Origin of the sequence: Pseudomonas sp. CK-NBRI-02 (genome assembly GCF_008124495.1) — a bacterium.
Lineage (GTDB): Bacteria > Pseudomonadota > Gammaproteobacteria > Pseudomonadales > Pseudomonadaceae > Aquipseudomonas > Aquipseudomonas guariconensis.
On record NZ_VSJH01000007.1, the window covers coordinates 141,352 to 165,214 of the forward strand.

Annotated in this window: 22 protein-coding genes and 2 pseudogenes; 10 read left to right on the plus strand and 14 right to left on the minus strand. The window is 62.6% G+C overall.

Annotation, left to right across the window (positions count from 1 at the left end):
- The 4 genes and pseudogenes from DQ397_RS07415 to DQ397_RS07425 all read right to left on the minus strand — a co-directional run bounded on the left by DQ397_RS07415 (position 1) and on the right by DQ397_RS07425 (position 3,266).
- Positions 1-594, minus strand: coding sequence for a tRNA-uridine aminocarboxypropyltransferase (locus DQ397_RS07415; protein ID WP_043209370.1), 594 nt, complete (start codon positions 592-594; stop codon positions 1-3).
- A gap of 75 nt (positions 595-669) precedes the next feature.
- Positions 670-1,650, minus strand: a pseudogene (locus DQ397_RS24975) (methyl-accepting chemotaxis protein); the annotation flags it as partial.
- 303 nt (positions 1,651-1,953) lie between these two features.
- Positions 1,954-2,235, minus strand: a pseudogene (locus DQ397_RS24980) (PAS domain-containing protein); the annotation flags it as partial.
- 137 nt (positions 2,236-2,372) lie between these two features.
- On the minus strand, positions 2,373-3,266 hold the full coding sequence (locus DQ397_RS07425; RefSeq protein WP_043209367.1) for a LysR family transcriptional regulator: 894 nt from the start codon (positions 3,264-3,266) through the stop codon (positions 2,373-2,375).
- 225 nt (positions 3,267-3,491) lie between these two features.
- On the opposite strand from DQ397_RS07425, the gene speB reads away from it, so the two are divergent.
- On the plus strand, positions 3,492-4,442 hold the full coding sequence (speB, locus tag DQ397_RS07430) for an agmatinase (RefSeq protein ID WP_043209365.1): 951 nt from the start codon (positions 3,492-3,494) through the stop codon (positions 4,440-4,442).
- 247 nt (positions 4,443-4,689) lie between these two features.
- Complete coding sequence (locus DQ397_RS07435) at positions 4,690-6,069, plus strand: sodium:solute symporter (protein ID WP_043209362.1); 1,380 nt, start codon at positions 4,690-4,692, stop codon at positions 6,067-6,069.
- 87 nt (positions 6,070-6,156) lie between these two features.
- Here the strand turns inward: DQ397_RS07435 and DQ397_RS24705 are convergent, their stop codons facing one another.
- Positions 6,157-6,285 carry a PA1414 family protein gene (locus DQ397_RS24705; protein WP_256543834.1) on the minus strand — a complete coding sequence of 43 codons (129 nt, stop codon included), beginning with the start codon at positions 6,283-6,285 and terminating at the stop codon, positions 6,157-6,159.
- A 125-nt stretch (positions 6,286-6,410) separates the two neighbouring features.
- Complete coding sequence (locus DQ397_RS07440; RefSeq protein ID WP_043209360.1) at positions 6,411-7,304, minus strand: LysR family transcriptional regulator; 894 nt, start codon at positions 7,302-7,304, stop codon at positions 6,411-6,413.
- Between the two features lie 105 nt (positions 7,305-7,409).
- Here DQ397_RS07440 and DQ397_RS07445 point away from each other — a divergent pair, with 105 nt between their 5' ends.
- Positions 7,410-8,582: a YbfB/YjiJ family MFS transporter gene (locus DQ397_RS07445; RefSeq protein WP_043209358.1), complete on the plus strand. Its 1,173-nt coding sequence runs from the start codon at positions 7,410-7,412 to the stop codon at positions 8,580-8,582.
- Between the two features lie 21 nt (positions 8,583-8,603).
- Here the strand turns inward: DQ397_RS07445 and DQ397_RS07450 are convergent, their stop codons facing one another.
- Positions 8,604-9,530 carry a DMT family transporter gene (locus tag DQ397_RS07450; RefSeq protein ID WP_043209356.1) on the minus strand — a complete coding sequence of 309 codons (927 nt, stop codon included), beginning with the start codon at positions 9,528-9,530 and terminating at the stop codon, positions 8,604-8,606.
- Between the two features lie 106 nt (positions 9,531-9,636).
- The gene (locus DQ397_RS07455) at positions 9,637-10,029 is read right to left on the minus strand and encodes a transcriptional regulator (protein ID WP_043209353.1); all 393 of its coding nucleotides are present in this window, start codon (positions 10,027-10,029) and stop codon (positions 9,637-9,639) included.
- A 200-nt stretch (positions 10,030-10,229) separates the two neighbouring features.
- Between DQ397_RS07455 and DQ397_RS07460 the strand changes: the two genes are divergently transcribed.
- Entirely contained in the window at positions 10,230-10,502 is a 273-nt protein-coding gene (locus DQ397_RS07460; RefSeq protein ID WP_043209351.1) for a hypothetical protein, read from the plus strand.
- 107 nt (positions 10,503-10,609) lie between these two features.
- On the opposite strand, the gene DQ397_RS07465 is transcribed toward DQ397_RS07460, so the two are convergent.
- Entirely contained in the window at positions 10,610-11,935 is a 1,326-nt protein-coding gene (locus DQ397_RS07465) for a DEAD/DEAH box helicase (RefSeq protein ID WP_043209349.1), read from the minus strand.
- A gap of 144 nt (positions 11,936-12,079) precedes the next feature.
- Here DQ397_RS07465 and DQ397_RS07470 point away from each other — a divergent pair, with 144 nt between their 5' ends.
- Positions 12,080-13,372 carry a mechanosensitive ion channel family protein gene (locus DQ397_RS07470; RefSeq protein ID WP_043209347.1) on the plus strand — a complete coding sequence of 431 codons (1,293 nt, stop codon included), beginning with the start codon at positions 12,080-12,082 and terminating at the stop codon, positions 13,370-13,372.
- Positions 13,373-13,420: 48 nt separating this feature from the next.
- Here the strand turns inward: DQ397_RS07470 and DQ397_RS07475 are convergent, their stop codons facing one another.
- The 3 genes from DQ397_RS07475 to DQ397_RS07485 all read right to left on the minus strand — a co-directional run bounded on the left by DQ397_RS07475 (position 13,421) and on the right by DQ397_RS07485 (position 15,514).
- Positions 13,421-14,290, minus strand: a complete 870-nt coding sequence (locus DQ397_RS07475; protein ID WP_043209345.1) for a carboxylate/amino acid/amine transporter — start codon at positions 14,288-14,290, stop codon at positions 13,421-13,423.
- A 196-nt stretch (positions 14,291-14,486) separates the two neighbouring features.
- The gene (locus DQ397_RS07480) at positions 14,487-15,086 is read right to left on the minus strand and encodes an FMN-dependent NADH-azoreductase (protein ID WP_043209343.1); all 600 of its coding nucleotides are present in this window, start codon (positions 15,084-15,086) and stop codon (positions 14,487-14,489) included.
- Between the two features lie 101 nt (positions 15,087-15,187).
- Positions 15,188-15,514 (minus strand): hypothetical protein, encoded by a 327-nt coding sequence (locus DQ397_RS07485; protein WP_043209340.1) that lies wholly within the window; start codon positions 15,512-15,514, stop codon positions 15,188-15,190.
- A gap of 48 nt (positions 15,515-15,562) precedes the next feature.
- Here DQ397_RS07485 and DQ397_RS07490 point away from each other — a divergent pair, with 48 nt between their 5' ends.
- From DQ397_RS07490 to DQ397_RS07505, 4 genes are all read left to right on the plus strand, one after another.
- Complete coding sequence (locus DQ397_RS07490; RefSeq protein ID WP_043209339.1) at positions 15,563-16,486, plus strand: LysR family transcriptional regulator; 924 nt, start codon at positions 15,563-15,565, stop codon at positions 16,484-16,486.
- A gap of 13 nt (positions 16,487-16,499) precedes the next feature.
- Positions 16,500-17,312: an alpha/beta fold hydrolase gene (locus DQ397_RS07495; RefSeq protein WP_043209337.1), complete on the plus strand. Its 813-nt coding sequence runs from the start codon at positions 16,500-16,502 to the stop codon at positions 17,310-17,312.
- Positions 17,306-17,863 carry a peptidylprolyl isomerase gene (locus DQ397_RS07500; protein ID WP_043209334.1) on the plus strand — a complete coding sequence of 186 codons (558 nt, stop codon included), beginning with the start codon at positions 17,306-17,308 and terminating at the stop codon, positions 17,861-17,863. The genes DQ397_RS07495 and DQ397_RS07500 overlap by 7 nt, the downstream gene beginning before the upstream one ends.
- A 62-nt stretch (positions 17,864-17,925) precedes the next feature.
- Positions 17,926-19,758: an ABC transporter ATP-binding protein gene (locus DQ397_RS07505; RefSeq protein WP_043209332.1), complete on the plus strand. Its 1,833-nt coding sequence runs from the start codon at positions 17,926-17,928 to the stop codon at positions 19,756-19,758.
- A gap of 59 nt (positions 19,759-19,817) precedes the next feature.
- On the opposite strand, the gene DQ397_RS07510 is transcribed toward DQ397_RS07505, so the two are convergent.
- Positions 19,818-20,945, minus strand: a complete 1,128-nt coding sequence (locus DQ397_RS07510; protein WP_043209421.1) for a GNAT family N-acetyltransferase — start codon at positions 20,943-20,945, stop codon at positions 19,818-19,820.
- Positions 20,946-21,198: 253 nt separating this feature from the next.
- Here DQ397_RS07510 and DQ397_RS07515 point away from each other — a divergent pair, with 253 nt between their 5' ends.
- Entirely contained in the window at positions 21,199-22,443 is a 1,245-nt protein-coding gene (locus DQ397_RS07515; protein WP_043209330.1) for a putative porin, read from the plus strand.
- Positions 22,444-22,616: 173 nt separating this feature from the next.
- Here the strand turns inward: DQ397_RS07515 and DQ397_RS07520 are convergent, their stop codons facing one another.
- Positions 22,617-23,738: a beta-ketoacyl-ACP synthase III gene (locus DQ397_RS07520; protein ID WP_043209328.1), complete on the minus strand. Its 1,122-nt coding sequence runs from the start codon at positions 23,736-23,738 to the stop codon at positions 22,617-22,619.
- Between the last annotated feature and the right edge of the window lie 125 nt (positions 23,739-23,863).

The window sequence follows — 23,863 nt, forward strand, 5'->3', positions numbered from 1 at the left end:
CTAGCCGTGATTGCGCTCGAACGTCTCCCGCCCCATCGCCTTGATCTGCCCTTCGATCAAGGCATCGAAAGGCCGGCACAGCGCATCGAAACGCCCAACGCCCTCCAGGGCATTCAAGGCTTCGACCACGGCCTCGATGGTCGACAAGGCGCCCGGCTCCGGCGCCTTGCGCAACCGGTAGCGTGAGGGCGGTACCTGACCCAGGGTCACCCGTGGCAACGCGTCGAGCAGCGGATTGAGATACAGCAGCTTGCGTGCCTTGCGCCAAGTGCCATCGGGCACGATCAACAACAGCGGCGTATCGTCTGCGATTTCGTAAGCCGACAACACCTGCGCCTGCTCCCCTGGGAACAACAGCACCGGCCGGTACCCGGGTGTGGCGAGCAGTGCCGGCAGGTCATCGAATACCTCGCCTACCCGCAGTTCGGCGTTCACCAGGCCAAGCGCGGCCAGGCGTGCGGTGTTCAAAGCATGGGACACTTCGCTGGGATGCTGCAGCAGGACCACGCGGGTCCTGCTGTCGAGGCTGGGAATCAATGGGCAAAGGCAGTGATCGAGCGGACGCTGGCAGCGTTCGCAGCGGGGTCTGGACATCGGCTTCTCCTTACCCGGCGCAGTGTGCCACAGCCGCTCGGAAAAGCCCCACATCCCTGTGGGAGAGGTGAATTTTCAGCGATTGAATCGTTCGGCCAGGCTGTGCAGGTACTCGGCCATGCGTTCGAGGTCCTGGCTGATCTGCGCGCCCTGCTTGGCCTGCCCGGCGCTCTCGTCGCACAGGTGGGCGATCCGCACGATCTGCTGATTGATGTCCTCGGCGACATGGCTCTGCTGCTCCGAGGCCGTTGCCATTTGCTGGCTCATGCCAGTGATACGGCTGACCGCCTGGACGATACCGGACAACGCCTCCTGGACCGCTTCGACGCTGTGCACGCTGTCTCGGGAAATTTGCTCGCCGCGGTTGGCGGTGGTGACCGCCCGCTCAGCGCCCGAACGCAGCGAGGCGATGATGTGATGGATTTCGTCGGTGGAAGCACGGGTGCGCTGGGCCAGGGAACGTACTTCATCGGCCACCACCGCGAATCCACGCCCCTGCTCGCCCGCCCGCGCGGCCTCGATCGCTGCGTTGAGCGCCAGCAGGTTGGTCTGCTCGGCAATGGAAGTGATCACATCCACCACGCTGCCGATCGACTGGGTCTGTTCGGCCAGCGCATTGACCGCCTGCCCGATATCGTTGACCGCATCGCTCATGCTGCCCATGGCCTTCAGACTCTGTTGCGCCAGCTCACTGCCTTGCTGGGCCAGATGATCGGCATCGCTGGCGGCGTGAGCGGTGCTTTGCACGTTGTGGGTAACTTGCTGGATGGTTGCGGCCATCTGGGCGATGGCGGTGGCCGACTGGTCGGTCTCGCTGCGCTGGCGGTCGAGCATCTGCGCCTGGGCATCGGACAAACCGGCCGACTCCGCCGCCCGCGACTTGACCCCGACGCCGGCATCCACCAGACGGGTCAGGGCTGTTTGCAGGCGAGCCTCTTCACTGATGATCGCCAAGTCCAACTGCCCTTGCAGACCAGGGTTGTCGCTGTAGGTCAGCGCCACCAACGGGCTGGTGAACGCCTTGGGGTGCTCGGCCAAGGTCCGGCGAATGGCTTGGTTCTGCCGGTGTTCGATCCAGTACCAGGCCCCCAGCATGCTGGCCATCAGCACGCCCAGCGCCGCGTACTGCGGTAACCAGAGATAAGCGGCGGCCGACGCGAAACCTGCGCCAATCAGCGGCAAGCCATGTTGCAGCCCGGACCCGAGGCGTGCGGCCCAAGGCACTGCCGAACGTCCGCCACGCAAACGCGCATAAAGCGCCTCGGCACGGCGAATCTGGTCACGGGTCGGGACCGAACGTACCGACTCGTAGCCGCTGATCCGGCCATTTTCATAGATGGCCGTGACGTAGGCGCTGACCCAATAGAAATCACCGTTCTTGGCGCGGTTCTTGACCACCCCCATCCAAGGTTTGCCCTGCTTGATGGTTTCCCACATGTGGCCAAACACCGACGGTGGCATGTCGGGGTGCCGCACCAGGTTGTGCGGCTGCCCCACCAGTTCGTCGTAGGTAAAACCGCTGATGGCCACGAACGCGTCATTGCAATAGGTAATGCGGCTGTTCAGGTCGGTGGTGGAAATGAGCCGCTGGTCGGACGGGAAGGTTCTTTCTTGCTCTGTGACGGGCAAATTCATGCGCATCTGGGCAGTCCTTGCTTTGTTAGATGATGGGAAATTTCATCAAAGCAAATAGATATTTAGCAGAACGCCATCACTCCAGTCGCATGCCTCCCAGGAAATTTACACAGCCTGACGCAATGTTCTAAAAGCGACGTTTTTTAACTGACATTCAGTTGCGACTTGAGCAGGTCACGGAAGGTCTGGATCAAGGGCTCGCGGCTACGCCCACGGCGGATGATCAACGAAAACGGCGCCTGATAGCCAAAGGTGGCAGGCGACAGGACGCGCAGGTCTCCCTTGTCGACCCAGGCCTGGGCATAGTGTTCGGGCAGATAACCGATATAGGCGCCGGAGAGGATGAGAATCAACTGGGCCTCCATGCTCTCAACCGTCGCCGCGCTGTGCTTGAAACCGTGGCGCGCCAGCTCCGCTTGGCTCCAGTAGCCCCGCCCCACCATGCGTTGTTGGGTGATCACTTCTTCCGGCACCCGCCGCTCGCCGAACAACGGGTGCCGGCTGCTGCAGTACAGCCAGTGCTGCTCGCGGTACAACGGCTGATAGACCAGACCGCTCATGCGCGAAGAGAAGGCGCCGATGGCCAGGTCCAGGCGGTTGTCCTGTACCCCCAGTTGCAACTCATAGGGGCTGGAGACCGACAGGTGCAGATGCACCGCCGGATGCTCCTGGCTATAGGCCCCGATGGCCTCGGCCAGCGGCAGGGCGCGGTCGCCCACGGTGGAGTCGATCACCCCGAGATTGAGGGTACCGCGCAGCTCGCCCTTGAGCGCCGCGGCGTATTGCTCGAAGCCATCGAGTTCGGCCAGCAGGCGCAAGGTCTCCTGGTGGAATAGCTCGCCTTTGCTGGTCAGGCTGAAACCGCCACGGCCACGGTGACACAGGACGATGCCCAAGGCGCTTTCCAACTGGCTCATGTAAGTGCTGATGGCCGATGTAGAGAGGTTCAGTTCGCGCTGGGCATTGGCGAAGCCCTGGTGGCGTACCACGCTGACGAAGATACGCAGCAGTTTCAGGTCGGGCAGTGAAGAAGCCATGGTGCAACGGTTCCGCAGGGTGGAAATCACCAGAGTCTAACCCGCTGTGAACGGATAGTTTAGAAAATCCTGAAGTAAGTATTTGTCTGTAGCGATTCCTCCTGCCCACTACCTTGCGCAGACTGGCTCCCAATGTCCCTGCCCGCCGGCGTCTCCTTGCCTGCCTGGCACGCTGCGGCACAGGTTCGAACAAACAAAACAATCGACCGACTGATGAGGCCCACCGTGGAAAAGATTCTCCACCAACCACTGGGCGGCAACGAAATGCCGCGTTTCGGCGGCATCGCCACCATGCTCCGTCTCCCCCACCTGCAAAGCGCCGAAGGCCTGGACGCCGCGTTCATTGGCGTACCGCTGGACATCGGCACTTCGCTGCGCTCGGGCACTCGTTTCGGTCCGCGTCAGATCCGCGCCGAGTCGGTGATGATCCGTCCGTACAACATGGCGACCGGAGCCGCTCCGTTCGATTCGCTGTCGGTCGCCGACATCGGTGACGTGGCGATCAACACCTTCAACCTGCTCGACGCCGTGCGCATCATCGAAGAGGCCTACGACGAGATCCTCGAGCACAACATCATCCCCCTGACCCTCGGTGGCGACCACACCATCACGCTGCCGATCCTGCGTGCGCTGCACAAAAAGCACGGCAAGATCGGCCTGGTGCATATCGACGCCCACGCCGACGTCAACGATCATATGTTCGGTGAGAAGATCGCCCACGGCACCACCTTCCGCCGCGCCGTGGAAGAAGGCCTGCTCGACTGCGACCGCGTAGTGCAGATCGGCCTGCGCGCCCAGGGCTATACCGCCGATGACTTCAACTGGAGCCGTCGCCAAGGTTTCCGCGTCGTGCAGGCCGAAGAGTGCTGGCACAAGTCGCTGGAGCCGCTGATGGCCGAAGTACGTGAAAAGGTCGGTGGCGGTCCGGTGTACCTGTCGTTCGACATCGACGGCATCGACCCAGCCTGGGCGCCTGGCACCGGCACCCCGGAAATCGGTGGCCTGACCACCATCCAGGCGATGGAGATCATCCGTGGCTGCCACGGCCTGGACCTGATCGGCTGCGACCTGGTCGAAGTCTCGCCGCCCTACGACACCACCGGTAACACCTCACTGCTCGGCGCGAACCTGCTGTTCGAGATGCTCTGCGTTCTGCCGGGCGTGGTACGCCGCTGAGCGAGTAGTCACACACCTTTGTAGGCGCAGGCTGCCTTGCGATGACGATGGCATGACCGGCCATGCAGTCCTCGCGACCGTGATCGCCGGGCCAGCCCGCACCGACGAAGGACGTGAACGCAATACCTGCGGCAGGAGCCATTAGGAAGGGCCATAGAGGCCCGTCAACACAAGACAAGACCGCTGGGCGCCATGAACCGCCCGGACGGTCGATCTCGCCATAATAAAGATAATCGGGAGACCCCCAATGGCCTTGGACATCTTCGTTGTACTGATCTATGCCGCAGGCATGCTCGGCCTCGGCTGGTATGGCATGCGACGCGCGAAAACCCATGAAGACTACCTGGTGGCAGGGCGCAACCTCGGCCCTACCTTGTACATGGGCACCATGGCCACCACCGTGCTGGGCGGCGCTTCCACTGTCGGCACCGTGCGCCTGGGCTACGTCCACGGCATTTCCGGCTTCTGGCTGTGTGCGGCCCTGGGTCTGGGGATCATCGCCCTGAACCTGTTCCTCGCCAAACCCCTGCTGCGCCTGAAGATCTTCACCGTCACCCAGGTTCTGGAGCGCCGCTACAATCCGATGGCCCGTCAGGCCAGCGCAGCGATCATGCTCGCCTATGCCTTGATGATCGCGGTCACTTCGACCCTGGCCATGGGCACCGTGCTGCAAGTGCTGCTGGATGTACCGTTCTGGATGGCCCTGCTGTTCGGCGGTGGCGTAGTGGTGGTGTACTCGACCATCGGCGGCATGTGGTCGCTGACGTTGACCGACATCGTCCAGTTCATCATCAAGACCGTGGGCCTGATGTTCATTCTGCTGCCGATCTGCCTGTACAAGGCCGGTGGCTGGGACACCCTGGTAGCCAAGCTGCCGGCGGCCAGCTTCAGCTGGACCACCATCGGCTGGGACACCATCATCACTTACTTCCTGATCTACTTCTTCGGCATCCTGATCGGCCAGGACATCTGGCAACGTGTGTTCACCGCCCGTGACGAGAAGGTCTGCCAGCGCGCCGGTACTGTCGCCGGTATCTACTGCGTCCTGTACGGCCTGGCCTGCGCCCTGATCGGCATGGCTGCCCACGTGTTGCTGCCTGACCTGGCCAACCCGAACAATGCCTTCGCCGAAATGATCAAGGGCCAACTGCCAGAAGGCGTCCGTGGCCTGCTGATGGCTGCTGCCCTCGCAGCGATGATGTCCACCGCCAGCGCAGGCCTGTTGGCGGCCTCGACCACCCTGACCGAAGACCTGCTGCCTAAACTGCGTGGCGGCAAGCAATCGAGCCTGGGCGTCAACCGCCTGTTCACCCTCCTCACCGGTCTGGTGGTACTGGGCATCGCCCTGGCGGTGAACGATGTGATCAGCGCCTTGACCCTGGCCTACAACTTGCTGGTCGGCGGCATGTTGATTCCGCTGATCGGGGCGATCTTCTGGAAGCGCGCCACCACCGCAGGCGCCATCACCAGCATGGCGCTGGGCTTCGCTACCGCACTGTTCTTCATGTTCAAGGACGGTCTGGATGCCAACTCGCCGATCTACTACAGCCTGGCGATCGGCCTGGTGAGCTTCGTGGTGGTCAGCCTGCTGTCGCGCCGCCCGGTGGCAACTGTCAACCTGGCGTGATGTAAAGCGAACGCTTGGCGCCCCGACGGGCGCCAGGCAAGAAAAAGCAAAGGCCGCGGCATCGTCAGATGCGGCGGCCTTTTCGTTTCAGCGGCGACGCGGTTGGCGCTTGCGCTGCTCTTCGTCGGTAGGAATCGGCACCGGTTGCAGCGGAGGTGGGAGCAAGCCCAGGGCGACGGCAAGGTCATGGAGCCAGTTGTACATTCGATTGTTCATAAATGCCCCCTTAACGGGTCAACCTCACGGCGATTCAGTCCTTCGATGCTTCATACAGATCATAGCCCGATGTCCTACATCGCGCATGCCTCTGATCCTACAGATAGGGGCGAGTTTGACGCGGATCAAGCGGAAATGGCACGTGCCGACCGTCGGTCAATTGTTTCCCGTTGTTGCACATCGATCCACGCCTGCAGATTGGCCCCCAGCATGCCCTGGCGCCACATCAGCCAGGTGACTGCATGATCGAACGGCGCCTGCAAACGGTGCGCCTGCACCTGGTCGCGACCAGGTAGGGTGTCGAGCATGGACTGGGCCATCAATGCCACCCCTGCCCCGGCAATTACGCACGCCAGCATGCTCTGGTATGACTCGATCTCCATCACCCGCCCCATGGGGGTGTGGTCATGGGCGTACCAGGCTTCCAGGCGCATGCGGTAGGAACAGCCCTGCCGGAACGCGAACACTGCACGCCCCGCGACGTCCCGCGCGCTGTGAACCGGCGGATGTTCCGGGCGGGTGATCAGCACCAGCACCTCCTCGCACAACGGCACGCCATCGAGCCCGGCCAGGCTCAGCGGGCCGTCCACCAGCGCTGCGTCCAACCGGTGGGCCATTAACCCCTCCAGCAATTCACCACTGGGCGCGGCTTGCACCTGCAGGTTCACCGCCGGGTAGGTTTGGTGATAACGCGCCAGCAACGGCGGCAAATGCGTCGCCGCGGTGCTGTACATGGTACCGAGGACGAAGTCGCCTGCCGGTTGACCGCCCTGCACCGCAGCGACCGCCTCATCGCGCAGGGTCGACAGACGATTGGCGTAGTCCAGCAGGACCTTGCCTGCCGGAGACAACTGCAAACGCTGGCGCTCGCGCACGAACAGTTCCACCCCCAGTTGCTCTTCCAACTGACGCAGGCGCGTCGACAGGTTCGAAGGCACCCGATGCAAGCGCTCGGCGGCACGCGTGACCGATCCCTCCTCGGCCACGGCCTGGAAGATGCGCAGTTGGCTGAACTCCATGGCATTCTCCAAAACAGAATAACTTGATCATCATTATTCAATTTTATTGAAAGTCAATCCCCTCTAACCTGCCCTCCATCCCTTTCGTCTGGCAGGAGAGCCGCCATGTCCCCGTTCGTACAACTGCTGGCCAGCGCCATGGCCTTGATGATGGCCATGGGCATCGGCCGCTTCGCCCTCACCCCGCAACTGCCACGCCTGATCACCGAAGGTCAGCTCGACCTGACCGCAGGCGGCCTGGTCGCAGCGGCCAACTACCTGGGCTATTTTCTCGGCGCGGTCGATAGCATGTTCGCCCGTCAGCCGGGCCAAGTGCGCCTGCGTCTGCATGCCGGCCTCTGGCTATGCGTGTTGCTGACGCTCGCCTCCTGGGCTGCCGATGGCTTCTGGGGTCATATGCTCCTGCGCTTCGGCACAGGGGTGGCCAGCGCCTGGGTGTTGGTGATGATCACCAGTCTCAGTCAGCAAGTGGCCACCGCATACGGCCGTCCTCGCCTCGGCGCCCTGGTATTCGCCGGGCCAGGCGTGGGTATCGCCTTGACCGGCCTGCTGGCCCTGGGCGCACACTTGCTGGGGCTGGGGTCGGCCGCCCTTTGGCTGATCTATGCGGTGGCGGCGCTGGTCGTGCTGTTGGCCGTATTGCCCTGGCTGCCGCAGCCGCAGGCCACGAAGGTGCCGTCGGGCATGACCGACAGCGCAGCTGTACCCACCACCGGGATCGGACGGCTGGGCGTGATCTACGCCCTGTATGGCATCGGCTACATCCTGCCGGCGACTTTTCTGTCACAGATGGCCAGCCATCAGTTTCAGGGACATTGGGCGGCCGATCTGTTCTGGCCGGCGTTCGGCCTGGCGGCAGCATTGGGCGTGGTGCTGGTCAATCTGCGGCGCCCCACCCGGACATCCACCTGGCTGAGCGCGACTTTGTGGTTGCAGGGCCTGGGTGTGCTGGCGTGCTTGCTGGGCGACGGTCTTGGCCTGGCCTTGGGCGTGCTGCTGTGTGGCGCCCCCTTCCTGGCATGCATGCAGCTGGTAATGCAGCGCTCGCGAGAGTTGGCGCCCCATGCGACCCAACGGAATGCCGGCCTGTTGACCGCCTGTTTCGCGTTGGGGCAGCTCAGCGGCCCCTTGCTGGCAGCAGCGAGCACTCACTATTGGGGCGGGCTGCAGCCTGCCTTGATGCTCGCCGCAGGCGGGCTGGGGTTGGCCGGTGTATTGGCGCTGACCGGCCTCAGCGCCGCGCAGGTCAGCACGCCAAGGGCCTGCACCAGTTCCTGAAGTCCGATCGTGTTCGTTCCATCAGCCCACGAATCTGCGTAACTGCTGACGCACCCAGGGTTCGGCGCTGACCAGGATGACCCCGCCCAGGACCATCAATGCGCCCAACACGAAGTTCAGGCTCAAGGGCTCGCCCAGCAACAGCACGCCGAAGGTCACGCCGAACAACGGCGTGATGAAGGAAAACACCGCCAGGTTGGAGGCCAGGTACTTGCGCAGCAACCAGAACCAGGTCAGGTAACTGATGAAGGACACCACCACCGCTTGGAACAACACGCTGCCAACGGCTACCGGTGTGAACGCAACCCTGCCGATCTGGCCGCTGACCAGCGCAATCAGCAGCAACCCGACAAAGCCCACCAGCAACTGATAGAACAGGGTCAGATCGGCCGGGGCTTCCGACAGTCGCGACCCACGCACCACCACAGTGGTCGCGCCCCAGGCCAGGCCCGCCAGCACGCCCAAGGCGTCACCGAGCAACATTCGCCCATCCAGTTGGCTCAGCGACATTCCGCCGGCGAACGCCGTGGCGATCCCGGCGAAAGCCAACAGGATGCCCAGCCACTGCAGCAGCCGCAGGCGCTCGCTTGGCAGCGTGAAATGCAACCCCAGGGCTGTGAACACCGGGGCAGTGTAGAGAAACACCGACATGTGCGCCGCCGATGTCAGCTTCAGCCCCTCGGCGATGAACAAGAACTCCAGGCCAAACAAGGCGCCGGCCAACATGCCCGCCCGCCAGGTGCTGCCCACCATGGACCAGCCGCCGCGCCAGCAGACCAGCAGCCCCACCAGCACCGCGGCGATCCCGGAACGCAACGCCGCCTGCATCACCGGCGCAATGTCGCTGGCGGCCCATTTGATCATCACCTGCTGGCTGCCCCAGATCAGGCACAGGCCCAGCATGACCTGCAACGCAAAAGCATCGGGGTTCTTGCGGGCCGCGCTCATGGGCGACCCCCGTGGTCTATCGATGGCATGGGCGAGGTCCTGTCTCTGGCAACTGAGTGCCGATTATCGGGTTTGCCAGGGTGCCCATGCCAGTCTCAAAACGACCTCAAGCGATTTGCGCCTTGGTGGCCACCTGTTCGAAAGTCGCCTCATCGAGGGCGTCGTCCTGTTCGTCCAGCACCTGACGCGGATGCTCGAACCCAGGGATGCTGCTGTCGATCAGGCTGAGCAGGCGCGAGCCACGCTCGGTGAGAACGAAATTCTCGCCATTACCGCCGTCCTCCTCCGGACGGCTTTCGATGTAACCGCGCTCGAAGAGGATCTTCTCGTACTCGCAGGCCCGCGTCTTGAGATGATCCAGATCGCCCACCGGCTGACCGGCGGCGGCCAGGGCAGCCGCATGCTGCTCGGCATAGGGACGTGGCGTGAAGCTGTGGCCTGCGCTGTTCTGCACTTCATGCAACAAGCGTTCGATCAGGTCCCAGTCATAGGTGCTCATGTGGTGGCCTCCTGCTGTGAACGTGTGGGGTACACAGCATGGGACCGGTGAGTGGTGATGGGTGTTCCGGCGAAATCGGATGGCTAAAAAGCCGCTGGGACATACAGCGCTCTGTCAGGGTCAATCCACCCATGCCATCTCGTTGAACTTCCAGAGTTCCCGTCTTTCAACCGCGTACACCCCACTCGGGAGGAAAATGGATGAAACGCTTACTGCCCTTCATGTGCGCGAGTGCATTGCTCTACGCCTTGCCCGGCTGGGCCTGCACACCGGAAGAAGCGACTCAGAAACGCGAGGAGCTGGCCGGGCTGGTGACCCAGTTGACGGAGCAGAATCCGCAGAAGGCCAAGGAAATCAACGAGGAGTTGCAGGGGATGGATCTGGGCACGGCCAGCAAGGACCTGCCGGACAAGTGCCAGCTGATCGACAAGCGAATCCAGGAACTCAAAGCAGCGGAGAAAAAGGCAGACTAACCCGCTGAAGGCCCTTTCACGGCAAACCCGCTTCCACAAGGATGACGCCCCTCCAGGTGGTGGGAGCGGGTTGATCCGCAAAGGGCCGCGCAGCGGCCCTGATGAGCTTACTCCGCCTTGGGCGCGCGTTTCTTCAGCGGGGCCATGCCATCGGCACTGGCCAAAGGCGCCTTGGACTTGGGCTTGGCGGCCGGCTTGCGCTTGGCGGTGGCGCCTTTCTTCTCGCCTGCCTTCTTCTCGATCTTTTTCTTCTTGGTACCGGCGGCCTTGCCCGAGGCCTTGACCTTCTTCGGCCCGCTGTAGGTGCCTTTGACCTCCTTGATGACCCGGCGCTCGAACTGCTGCTTGAGGTAGCGCTCGATGCTCGACATCAGGTTCCAGTCGTTGTGGCAGATCAGCGAGATCGCCAAGCCCTCGGCACCTGCGCGCCCAGTACGACCGATGCGGTGTACATACTCGTCGCCACTGCGCGGCATGTCGAAGTTGATCACCAGGTCCAGACCATCGATGTCCAGGCCACGCGCGGCCACGTCAGTCGCCACCAGGACCTTGGAACCGCCTTGTTTGAAACGGTCGATCGCCAGCTTGCGGTCCTTCTGGTCCTTCTCGCCGTGCAACACGAAGGCCTTCACATCCTTGGCCACCAGGTGACCGTAGATCCGGTCGGCCAGGGCACGGGTGTTGGTGAAGATGATCGCCTTCTGGTAGGTCTCGTTGGCCAGCAGCCACTGGACGATCTGCTCTTTGTGCTGGTCGTGGTCAGCGGTGATGATCTGCTGGCGGGTGCCCTCGGAGAGCTGCGACACGCTGTTGAGCATCAGGTGCTCAGGATCCTTCAGCACCTTGCCGATGATGTCGCGCAGGGCTGCACCACCGGTTGTGGCAGAGAACAGCAGGGTCTGCTCACGGTTTTCGCATTCTTTGCACAGGCGCTCCATGTCCTCGGCAAAGCCCATGTCCAGCATGCGGTCGGCCTCGTCCAGTACCAGCACCTGGACATGGGAGAGGTCCAGGTTGCCGGCATTGAGATGTTCCAGTAGACGACCCGGGGTACCGATCAGCACGTCCGGGACCTTGCGCAACAGTGCGGCCTGCTCCTTGAAGTCCTCGCCACCGGTAACCAAGCCCGACTTGACGTAGGTGAACTGGGAGAAGCGCTGCACCTCTTTGAGGGTCTGCTGGGCCAGCTCACGGGTCGGCAGCAGGATCAGCGCGCGGATCTCGACGCGGCGCTCGCGCAGATCGACCAAGCGATTGAGCAATGGCAGCACGAAGGCGGCGGTCTTGCCGCTGCCGGTCTGCGCGGTCACCCGCAGGTCACGCCCTTGCAGGGCCAGGGGAATGGCCGCTGCCTGCACCGGAGTCGGCTCGACAAAGTTCAGCTCGGCCACAGCTTTGAGCAGGCGTTCGTGCAGGGCGAATTGGGAAAACACGGATGTACCTCGGGCAGTCGCTGGAAATTCAGTTGCATAGGGTAACGTTTTCCATCGCTGGCGCCGAATTTCTTTTGGCAACTTGTTGCCGATCCGCGCTCTAATGGGCCTCGTTTTCGCAACACAGACCCTGCTATTACCCTCATGGATATACAACGACTCTGGAACGACGCCCTGGACCTCTGGGGCACCCTCGATCAACACCCCATGCTGCATGCGGCGCTAGGCCTGACGGTGCTGCTGTTGATTTCCCTGATCATCGGCCGCCTCGCGCGCTTTCTGATGCTGCACGCCAGCCGGTTGCTCGCTCGGCAGCAACCGCTCAAGTGGCTCGATGACCTGCGTCACAACAAGGTCTTCCACCGCCTGGCCCAAACCACCCCCTCGCTGGTGATCCAGTTCGGCCTCAAGCTGGTGCCGGAGCTGGGCGACACCGCCCAGCATTTCCTCGGCAACGTCGCCCTGGCCTTCACCCTGCTGTTCATGACCATGGCCGTCTCCTGCCTGCTCGATGCCCTGCTGGACATCTACGCCCGAACCGAGCACGCCCGCACCCGCTCCATCAAGGGTTACGTGCAGCTGGCCAAGATGATGCTGTGGATCTTCGCCTCCATCGTCATCGTCGCCACGCTCATCGACCGCTCGCCGCTGTTGCTGCTGTCCGGTCTGGGTGCCATGTCGGCGGTGCTGCTATTGGTGTACAAGGACACGCTGCTGTCGTTCGTCGCCAGCGTGCAGCTGACGAGCAACGACATGCTCCACGTCGGAGACTGGATCGAGATGCCTCAGGTGGGCGCCGATGGTGACGTGGTGGACATCACCCTGCACACGGTCAAGGTGCAGAACTTCGACAAGACCATCGTCTCCATCCCCACCTGGCGCCTGATGAGCGAGTCCTTCCGCAACTGGCGCGGCATGCAGCAATCAGGTGGGCGCCGCATCAAGCGCAGCCTGTTCATCGACGCTGTGGGCGTACGCTTCCTTACCCCGGAAGAGGAGCAGCGCCTGTGCCAGGTCCGCCTGCTGGGTGATTACCTGGCGCAAAAGCGCAAAGAGTTGAGCACCTGGAACGAGTCGCTGGGCCCGGTGGCGGCTCTGTCGGCCAACCGTCGCCAATTGACCAATATCGGTACCTTCCGCGCCTTCGCCCTGGCCTATCTGCAGAACCACCCCGACGTGCAGCAAGGCATGACCTGCATGGTCCGCCAGATGCAGGCCACCGCCGAGGGCGTGCCGCTGGAAATCTATTGCTTTACGCGCACCACTGCCTGGGGCGAGTACGAGCGGATCCAGGGCGATATCTTCGACTATTTGCTGGCCGTGTTGCCGGAGTTCGGCCTGAGCCTGTATCAGCAGCCAAGCGGCAACGACATGCGAGTGGGTCTTGCTGGCAGGCCTCATTCCGCACAACGGCTGAGTGAACTCACCGAGGCTTGAAGCCGGCAGAACGGGGCCGCGCTGCGGCCCCAACGAGCCCTGACACTGTCAGCCAGATGCTGTTGCCGGGCGCTGCAGGCCCAGCCGGCTCATCCAGACCGACCCCAGAATCACCGCCCCGCCTATGAACAGCCGCCCCAGCGGCTCGTCCTGATTCCAGATCAGCAAGTTGAGCAACAAGCCCACGGGCACATGCAGGTTGTTCATTACCGCCAGTGTGCCACCACTGACCAGGCAGGCCCCCTTGTTCCACCAGTACAGTCCAAGGGCGGTCGGGAACAAACCGAGGAACAACAACACCAGCCATTGCACGTCGGTGCTTGGCAGGTGCTGGGCGTTGCCGAACAACGCAAAGGCCGGCAGCACGACGATCAACGCCCCGAGGTAGAAGTAGCCAAAGCGCCGGTAGTGCGGCAGATCACTGGGATGCCGGGCGACCAGATGACGGTAGAGCACCTGGCCGGCGGCATAAGTGAAGTTGGCCAACTGCAGCAACAAAAAGCCCATGAAGAACTCACCACTGATGCTGTCGAAGCGGATCACCGCGGCACCGGCCACCGCCACCAGCGCAGCCAGCAAGGCCCAAGCGTTGAAGCGGCGGTTGAGCGCATCTTCGATCAAGGTCACATGCAGCGGTGTGAGGATGGTGAACAGCAGCACTTCCGGCACCGTCAGCACGCGGAAGCTCAGGTACAGACAGACATAGGTGATGCCGTACTGCAGCGCCCCGATCAACAGCATCGCACGCATGAAGCGCGGCTCCACCTGGCGCCAGCGGGTCAGTGGCAGGAACACCAGCAGCGCCAGCACCACCCGTGCCAGCACCGCGAAGTAGCTGTCCACGTTGCCGGCCAGGTAGACCCCGATCAGGTTGAAGGAGAACGCCTGGATCAGCGCGACGATTATCAGATAGCCCATGATTGCCTCTCGTGAATCAAGGCGGCGACCTTAGCCGGTTGGCCTGCCGTCGTTCAACTATCAAGGCTTCGGCTAGCGCCGGGAACACAAGGCAGTGGCCTCGGCTGACGCGGCAAAAAAAAGCCCGGCCATCATATGGCCGGGCGGATACACCCAAAGGAGCGACAGGTGTCAGGGGTTGGGAATGCGTTGCGTGTCAGGCCACTGCCGCCAGCTTGGCCTTGGCCTGATTCAGGCCCTTCTCGTGGAAATCGCTGCTCATGTTCAAACCTTCGGCATGAATGAACTCAACGTCGTGGATGCCGATGAAGGCCATGACCTGGCGCAGGTAGGGTTCCTGGTGGTCGGTGCTGGCACCGGCATGAATGCCGCCACGGGCAGTGAGCACAATGGCGCGCTTGCCAGTCAGCAGGCCCTGCGGGCCGGTCGGGGTGTACTTGAAGGTGATGCCGGCACGCAGTACATGGTCCAGCCAAGCCTTCAGCGTGCTGGGGATGGTGAAGTTGTACATGGGCGCAGCCATCACCAGCACGTCAGCGGCCAGCAGTTCATCGGTCAATTCATTGGAGCGAGCCAGAGCCTGAAGCTCGGCCGGCGAGCGCTGCTCCTGTGGCTTCATCCAACCACCGAGCAGGTCCGCATCCAGGTGCGGTACAGGGGTAACCGCCAAGTCGCGCACACTGATTTCATCGCTCGGATGAGCGGCCTGCCATTGCTGGATGAAGTCACGGGTCAATTGACGAGAAACGGAATCCTGCTGGCGGGCGCTGCTTTCAATGATCAGTACGCGGGACATGGGAGCCTCCATCGGCAAACAAGGGGATGCGATTCGATGGAGGTGAGATTAAGACTTGACCTATCGATAAAAAAGCGTAAAAAGTGGGTTCAATCTATCGATTAATCAGTTCCTTCGGCTTTGCAGCTCAATGCGATGCGCAGCTTGATGATCTCCCGGTTGAAGGTGGCCGTGACATCGCGGCTCTTGCCCGCCGGCACGTTCACCCGTCGCACCCGCGGCGCTTCAGGCCCATTGCGGAAGGTTACCTTGCACGCCGCCGGGACCTGCCCATAGTTGTTCAGGGTGATCGAGCCGATATTGCGCGCGGTGTCGTAGGTGGTGTAGTCGAGCTTGACCCCTTCCAAGTCCTTCTCGACATCGATGGGGTAATAGGCCATCGCCCCGAGGGGCAGGCACATCAGCAATGCCGCACAACATTTCTTCATAGGGCGCTCTCCTTGACAGAGCGCAGCTTAGGACAACAGGAGCCGAAGATGAAAGCGCCACGCGTAACCCTGGATCAGTGGCGAACTCTCCAGGCAGTGGTCGATCATGGCGGATTCGCCCAGGCCGCCGAGGCCCTGCACCGCTCGCAATCGTCGGTGAGCTACACGGTCGCACGGATGCAGGAGCAACTGGGCGTACCACTGCTGCGCATCGATGGTCGCAAGGCGGTACTGACCGAAGCCGGCAACGTGCTGCTGCGCCGCTCACGCCATCTGGTCAAGCAGGCCAGCCAGCTCGAGGACCTCGCCCACCACATGGAGCAAGGCTGGGAGGCCGAGGTGCGCGTAGTGGTCGACGCCGCCTACCCCAGCGCCCGGCTGGTCCGCGCCCTGAGCGCCTTCATGCCGCAGAGCCGCGGTTGCCGCGTACGCCTGCGCGAGGAGGTGCTGTCGGGCGTCGAGGAAGTCCTGCACGAGGGAATCGCGGACCTGGCCATCAGCAGCTATAGCATTGGCGGCTATCTGGGCGCCGAGCTCAGTTCGGTGGAATTCATCGCCGTTGCCCACCCCGATCACAGCCTGCATCGCCTGGGACGGGAAATCACCTTCCAGGATCTGGAAAGCCAACTGCAAGTGGTTATCCGCGACTCCGGTCGCGCCCAGCCCCGGGATGTCGGCTGGCTCGGCGCCGAGCAACGCTGGACCGTCGGCAGCCTGGGCACCGCCGCCACCTTCGTCAGCAGCGGGCTGGGCTTTGCCTGGCTGCCACGGCACATGATCGAGCGCGAGCTGCAAGAGGGCGTGCTCAAGCCTTTGCCGCTGGATCAGGGTGGCAGCCGCCATCCGCTGTTCTACCTTTATTCGAACAAGGACAAGACCTTGGGTCCGGCCACGCAGATCCTCATCGAGCTGCTGCGCAACTTCGACACCGCGCCACTGGACGTGCCCTTCGCAGCCCCCCCGCAAGCCTGAGAGGACCGCGCCCATGGCCTATTTCGAACACGAAGGATGCACGCTGCATTACGAGGAATACGGCCAGGGCGAACCCCTGGTGCTGTTACACGGACTGGGCTCAAGCTGCCAGGATTGGGAGCTGCAGGTCCCGACGCTGAGCCGAAACTACCGGGTGATCCTCATGGATATCCGCGGCCATGGGCGCTCCGACAAACCCCGTGACGGCTACCAGATCGCGACCTTCAGCGCTGACCTGCTGGCGCTGCTGGAGCACCTGCACACCGGCCCCGTGCACTTCGTCGGCCTGTCGATGGGGGGCATGGTGGGTTTCCAGTTCGCCGTCGACCACCCCGCCTGGCTGCGCAGTCTGTGCATCGTGAACAGCGCACCTGAGGTCAGGCGCAACTCCGTCGCCCACTGGATCTGGTGGATCAAGCGCTGGATCCTGGCCCGCATCCTGAGCGTCGAGACCATCGGCAAGGGCCTGGCCGAACGCCTGTTTCCCAAGCCCGAACAAACCGAGCTGCGTCACAAGATGGCCCAACGCTGGGCACGCAACGACAAGCGCGCCTACCTCAAGAGCTTCGATGCCATTGTCGACTGGGGGGTGCAGGAACGCATCGGGCAGATCCACTGTCCCACCCTGGTGATCGCCGCCGACCATGATTACACCCCGATACAACTGAAGGAGCGCTATGTCGCCCTGATGCCCCAGGCAACACTGGCGGTCATCGAGGATTCGCGGCACGCTACGCCCCTGGACCAACCCGAGGTCTTCAACCAGACCCTGCTGTGTTTTCTCGCAGCCGCCTCCACTCCTCAAGGATCTTTGAGCCCATGCTGAAAAAACTTCTGCTCACCGCCTGTTCGCTCGCCTTCGCCACCAGCGTCATGGCCTCCGACAAGACCCCTCACGTCCTGCTCGACACCAGCTTCGGCCCGGTCGAAATCGAGCTCAATGCCGAGAAGGCGCCGATCAGCACGAAGAACTTCCTCGAGTACGTCGACAGCGGCTTCTACAACAACACCATCTTCCACCGCGTGATCCCGGGCTTCATGGCCCAGGGCGGCGGTTTCACCGACCGGATGGTGCAAAAGCCAACCCGCGACCCGATCCGCAACGAAGCCAGCAATGGCCTGGCCAACACCCGCGGTACCCTCGCCATGGCACGCACCTCGGACCCGAACTCGGCCACCAGCCAGTTCTTCATCAACGTGGCCGACAACGACTTCCTCAACCCAGGCCGCGACCGTGGCTATGCCGTGTTCGGCAAGGTGACCAAAGGCATGGAAGTGGTCGACCAGATCGTCAACTCACCCACCACCATCAAGCAAGGCATGCGTGACGTGCCGGCGGACCCTGTGTACATCAAGTCCGCCAAACGCATCGACTGACCGAAGGTCTCACAAGGACGTGAAACCGCCTCAGGGTCGGATGGAACAGGAGTGTGCCCATCATGCTGTACCGTCGTTTCGAACAATTGATCGACATCTTTCGCGAGGCACCGAGCGAAGCACCGCCTAGCCAGGTATGGCCGTTCTACCTCTATTACCTGCGCCAGGTCTGGCCCAGCTTCCTTGCACTGCTGGTCGTCGGGCTGGTGGCGGCCCTGATCGAAGTGGCCATGTTCAGTTACCTGAGCCGCATCATCGACCTGGCCCAGGCCACCCCGGGCAGCGAGTTCTTCAGCCTGCACAGCGGCGAGCTGATCTGGATGCTGGTGGTGGTCCTGGTGCTGCGCCCCGTGTTCTTCGGCCTGCACGACCTGCTGGTGCATCAGACCATCAGCCCCGGCATGACCAGCTTGATCCGCTGGCAGAACCACACCTATGTGCTCAAGCAGAGCCTGAATTTCTTCCAGAGCGACTTCGCCGGGCGTATCGCCCAGCGCATCATGCAGACCGGCAACTCCCTGCGCGACTCTGCCGTCCAGGCTGTCGATGCCCTGTGGCACGTGCTGATCTATGCAATCAGCTCGCTGGTGCTGTTTGCCGAGGCCGATTGGCGCCTGATGCTGCCGCTGCTGACCTGGATCGTCTGCTACATCGGCGCGCTCTATTACTTCGTTCCGCGGGTCAAGGAGCGCTCGGTGATTTCCTCCGATGCCCGCTCCAAGCTGATGGGGCGGATCGTCGACGGCTACACCAACATCGCCACGCTCAAACTGTTCGCCCATACCGACTACGAGCAACAGTATGCCCGCGAGGCGATCAGCGAACAGACCGAGAAAACCCAGCTGGCCGCACGGGTCGTCACCAGCATGGACGTCGTCATCACCGGCCTGAACGGGCTTCTGGTGGTGGGGACCACAGGCCTTGCCCTGTGGTTGTGGAGCCAGTCGTTGATCACCGTCGGTGCCATTGCCCTGGCCACAGGCCTGGTGATCCGCATCATCAACATGTCCGGCTGGATCATGTGGGTGGTCAACGGCATCTTCGAGAACATCGGCATGGTCCAGGACGGCCTGCAGACCATCGCCCAACCGGTCAGCGTCACCGACAAGCCCAATGCCCCTGCGCTGAAGGTCAGCCGTGGGGCCGTGCATTTCGATGACGTGAGCTTTCACTATGGCAAGGGCAGCAAAGTTATCGACGGGCTGAGCCTGGATATTCGTCCCGGCGAGAAGATCGGCCTGATCGGCCCGTCCGGAGCCGGCAAGTCGACCCTGGTCAACCTGCTGCTGCGCCTGTACGACGTACAGGGCGGGCGGATCACAATCGATGGCCAGGACATCGCCGAGGTCAACCAGGCCAGCCTGCGCGCGCAGATCGGCATGATCACCCAGGACACCTCTCTGCTGCACCGCTCGATCCGCGACAACCTGCTGTATGGCCGTCCGGATGCCAGCGAAGCGCAAGTCTGGGAAGCCGTGCGCCGAGCCCGGGCCGATGAGTTCATCCCACAACTCTCAGATGCCCAGGGGCGCACCGGCTTCGATGCCCATGTCGGCGAGCGTGGGGTCAAGCTTTCAGGCGGGCAGCGGCAACGGATCGCCATTGCCCGGGTACTGCTCAAGAACGCGCCCATTCTGATCATGGACGAAGCCACCTCGGCGCTGGATTCGGAGGTCGAGGCGGCGATCCAGGAAAGCCTGGAAACCCTGATGCAGGGCAAGACGGTGATCGCCATCGCCCACCGCCTGTCCACCATCGCCCGCATGGATCGGTTGGTGGTGCTGGACAAAGGGCACATCGTCGAGAGCGGCACCCATGCCGAGCTGTTGGCCCAGCATGGGCTTTATGCCCGGCTCTGGCATCACCAGACCGGAGGGTTCGTCGGGGTGGATTGATCGCCGCAACTGCGCCCGTTCGCGGGCTTACCCGCGAACAAAGGGCCAGGCGGCGGCTTTCAATCCTTGCGGTAAGGCAACATCCCCAGCGCCTCTTCGGCATAGGCCTTGACCCCTGCCCGCTCCTGCTCGAGAAAATCCTCGACCGCCCGACGCAACCCCGGATGCAACAGGTAATGCCAGGAGCGCGTCAGCACCGGCTCGAATCCGCGTATCAGCTTGTGCTCTCCTTGGGCCCCAGCATCGAACCGCTGTATCCCTTGGCTGATGGCAAAGTCCATACCCTGGTAAAAACAGGTCTCGAAATGCAGGCGGTCGAACTCGGCCAGGCAGCCCCAATACCGGCCGAAGAGGCTGTCGCCACCGACCAGGCTCAAGGCCATGGCCACATCCCGCCCTTGCTGGCGCGCGATGACCACGCGCACTGCCTCGGGCATGCGCTCTGCCAGCAGGCTGAAGAAGTGGCGGGTCAGATAGGGCGTGCGGCGGCGCACCGCGTAGGTGTTGGCATAGCACAGGTAGACGAAGTCCCATTGCACCTGGCTCAACTCATCGCCACGGTACCAGTGGAAGTCGATCCCCTGCCCCGCCACTTGTTCACGCTCCTTGCGCATCTGCTTGCGCTTGCGTGAGCTGAGGGTGTCGAGGAAATCCTGGAAGTCCCGATAGCCACGATTGTGCCAATGAAACTGGCAGCCCAGGCGCTCCATCCAGCCCGGCACATCGGCGATCTGCTCATCCAGGGCATGGTCGGTGAAGTTGATGTGAGCGCCTGAGAGCCCTCCCTTGACTAGGTACTCAGGGATGGCCTGGAGCAACAGCAGGCCATCGGCGCAGTCTGCCGCCAGCAGGCGGGGGCCACCCACAGGGCTGAAGGGCACCGCGCCAAGCAGCTTGGGGTAGTAGGGAATGCGGGCTCGCTCGCAGGCATCGGCCCACCCCTGGTCGAACACGTATTCGCCGAACGAATGCCATTTGCGATACGCCGGCAGCACCGCGCGCACCTTTTCATCACGCTCCAGCACCAGGTGCTCGGTGGCCCAGCCTGTGGCAGGCGCGACGCTGCCGCTGTCTTCCAGAGCGCTTAGAAACGCATGGCGCAAGAACGGCTGGCCCTCGGGGACCAAGGCGTCCCAGGTCGCCGCCGGCAGATCGTGCAAATGAGCAAGGCTGTACAGGCTGGTCACGATTTCGACTCGCTGCAAAGAGATGGCCAGTATCCCGGATATGGGGCCACGCACTCAAATGAAGGGGCGCTTGGATCCCACGCACTTAACCGCAGTGCCACCAAATAGACATCATTCTGTCATTCCCCCTCGCAATACTTGCGCCTGTTTTTCGGAACCCCAGCAACCTGTCTATTCAGGCCCTTTCCGAAGACATGCCAACTTGGGGGTGGGCGCCAAAGCCTCCCCACTTTTTTCCAACAGGGAGAACCTTATGCGTCTTGTTTCTACACTTACCGGAGTCAGCCTCACCGGCATGATGCTGGCACTGAGTGCTCCGGCCAGTGCTGCAGTCGACGCCAAGCTGCTCGAAATGCTCCGCGCCAACGGCTCGATCAACCAGGCGCAGTACAACGAACTGCAGGCCGATCTGGCCAAGGAAACCAAGGAAAAGGCAGAGCAGAAAGCCCAGTCCGAGCGCCTGAGCTCCTTCGAACAGAAAGTGGCCTGGGCCGCCAAGACCCAGATCAAAGGCGACGTGCGCCTGCGCTACGAAGACGTCAACGTCGACGACCCCAACCGCAAGAGCCCCAACCAGGACCGCGAGCGCGTCCGTGCCCGTGTCGGCTTCTACAGCGAGATCAACCCGCAGGTCGATGCCGGCGTGCGCGTGGCCACCGGCAGCAGCGCCGATGCCCGCTCCACCAACCAGAGCCTGGACAATTACTTCGAGAAGAAATCGTTGTGGGTCGACCTGGCCTACCTCGACTGGCACCCCACTGCCGTGCCGAACCTGCACTTGATCGGCGGTAAGATGATGCAGCCCTGGGTGAGCATGGGCGATATCATCTGGGACAGCGACATCAACCCAGAAGGCGTGGCCGTCACCTACAAGACCGACCTGGGCGCGGCCGAGCTGTTCGGCAGCGCCGGTCACTACAACCTCAAGGACAACGTCGACGGCGAAGGCGTACAGTTCAAGCACGACGCACAGCTCTATCACGGCCAGTTGGGCGCCCGCTTCAATGCCGCCGACACCGTCAAGGTCACCGTGGGCACCAGCATCTACGGCTATGACAATGACAAGGACGCAGCCCCACTGCAGGCCTTTGGCAACACCACCAACGAGTTCAACCTGGTGGAAGGCTTCGGCCAGGTCGACTTCACCGGTTTCGCCATCCCGCTGTCCGCCTATGGCCAGTACGTGAAGAACACCGAAAGCACCGACGGCGAAGACAAGGCCTGGCTGGCCGGTCTGAAGACCAAGCTTGGCGCCTGGAGCCTGGATTACAACTACCGCGACGTGCAGCGTAACGCGGTGGTCAGTGCCTTCACCGACTCCGACTTCGGTGCCGGCTACACCGGTTCCCGTGGTCACAAGTTCAAGGTCGGTTACGAAATCGACAAGAACTTCTCGCTGGGCGCGGCCTACCTGATGGCCAAGACCGACCTGTCGCAACTGCCGAACAGCGATGCCGATGTCGACACCCTGCAGGTCGACCTGGAAGCCAAGTTCTAAGCGCGAGCTCCCCTGCGTTGCTCAGGCGGGAAGTGCCGACCCCATCCGGCGCTTCCCGCCTTTTTTATAGGTCATTGGCAGATAAACCCGCCCTCACCAATTGGGCGCTGCCCATCGAGGGCGGCACTCTACCTATGGAAGCGGGTTTACTCGCGAAAAGACCAGGGCAGGAATCAGCGCTTGCGCAAGATCACACTACCGATCGAATAGCCTGCGCCAAACGAACTCAGCACACCCAGCGCACCTTTGGGCAGATCATCCTGATACAGGTGGAAGGCAATCACCGAACCTGCCGAGCTGGTATTGGCATAGCGATCCAGAATCACCGGCGCGTCTTCCTCGGCCACATCACGGCCGACCAGCTTCTTGACGATCAGGTGGTTCATGCTCAGGTTCGCCTGGTGCAGCCAGAAGCGCTTGACGTCGGTGGGCTGCAACCCGTTCTCGCCCAGGTGCTGGCCGATCAGTTCGGCGACCATCGGGCACACTTCGCGGAACACCTTGCGGCCTTCCTGGACGAACAGTTTGTCCGGCGCCCCGATGCCCTCCTCCGCCGCGCGGTTGAGGAAGCCGAAGTTGTTGCGGATGTTGTTGGAGAACTGGGTCAGCAGCTTGGTGCTGACAATGTCGAACTGATGCTTGGAGGTGGCTTGGTCGGCACGTTCGATCAGTACTGCAGTCGCTGCGTCACCGAAGATGAAGTGGCTGTCGCGGTCGCGGAAATTCAGGTGGCCGGTGCAGATCTCAGGGTTGACCATCAGCACCGCACGCGCCTGGCCCAGTTGCACGCTGTTGGCGGCGGTCTGGATGCCGAAGGTGGCCGAAGAGCAAGCCACGTTCATGTCGAAGGCAAAACCCTGGATGCCCAGTGCCTGCTGCACCTCGATGGAAATGGCCGGGTACGGGCGCTGCAGGTTGGAGCAGGCGACGATCACACCGTCGACATCGGCCGCTGTGCGTCCCGCGCGCTCCAGGGCCTGGCGAGCAGCGGCCACGGCCATCTCGCAGAGGATCGACGGTTCGTCGTTGGAGCGCTCCGGCAGGCGCGGCTTCATGCGCTGGGGATCGAGGATGCCCGCCTTGTCCATGACGAAGCGGCTCTTGATACCGGAAGCCTTCTCGATGAAGGCCGCATCGGACAGCGGCGCAGCTTCGATCTCGCCACGCTCGATGGCGGCCGCGTTGTCTTGATTGAACTGCTGGGCCCACGTGTTGAAGGATGCCACCAGTTCTTCGTTGGAAATGCTCTGGGCCGGGGTGTACAGGCCGGTGCCGCTGATCACGACGTTATGCACGGTCGTTCCTCTGGTCAAAGGCCACCACCACACGGCGCTGGCCGGAAAAGGGCAACATAATGGCACTTTAGTGCCAATTTGTAGGCAAGGGTTTGCCCCTCGGTCACGGAGCAAACCTGCACCCG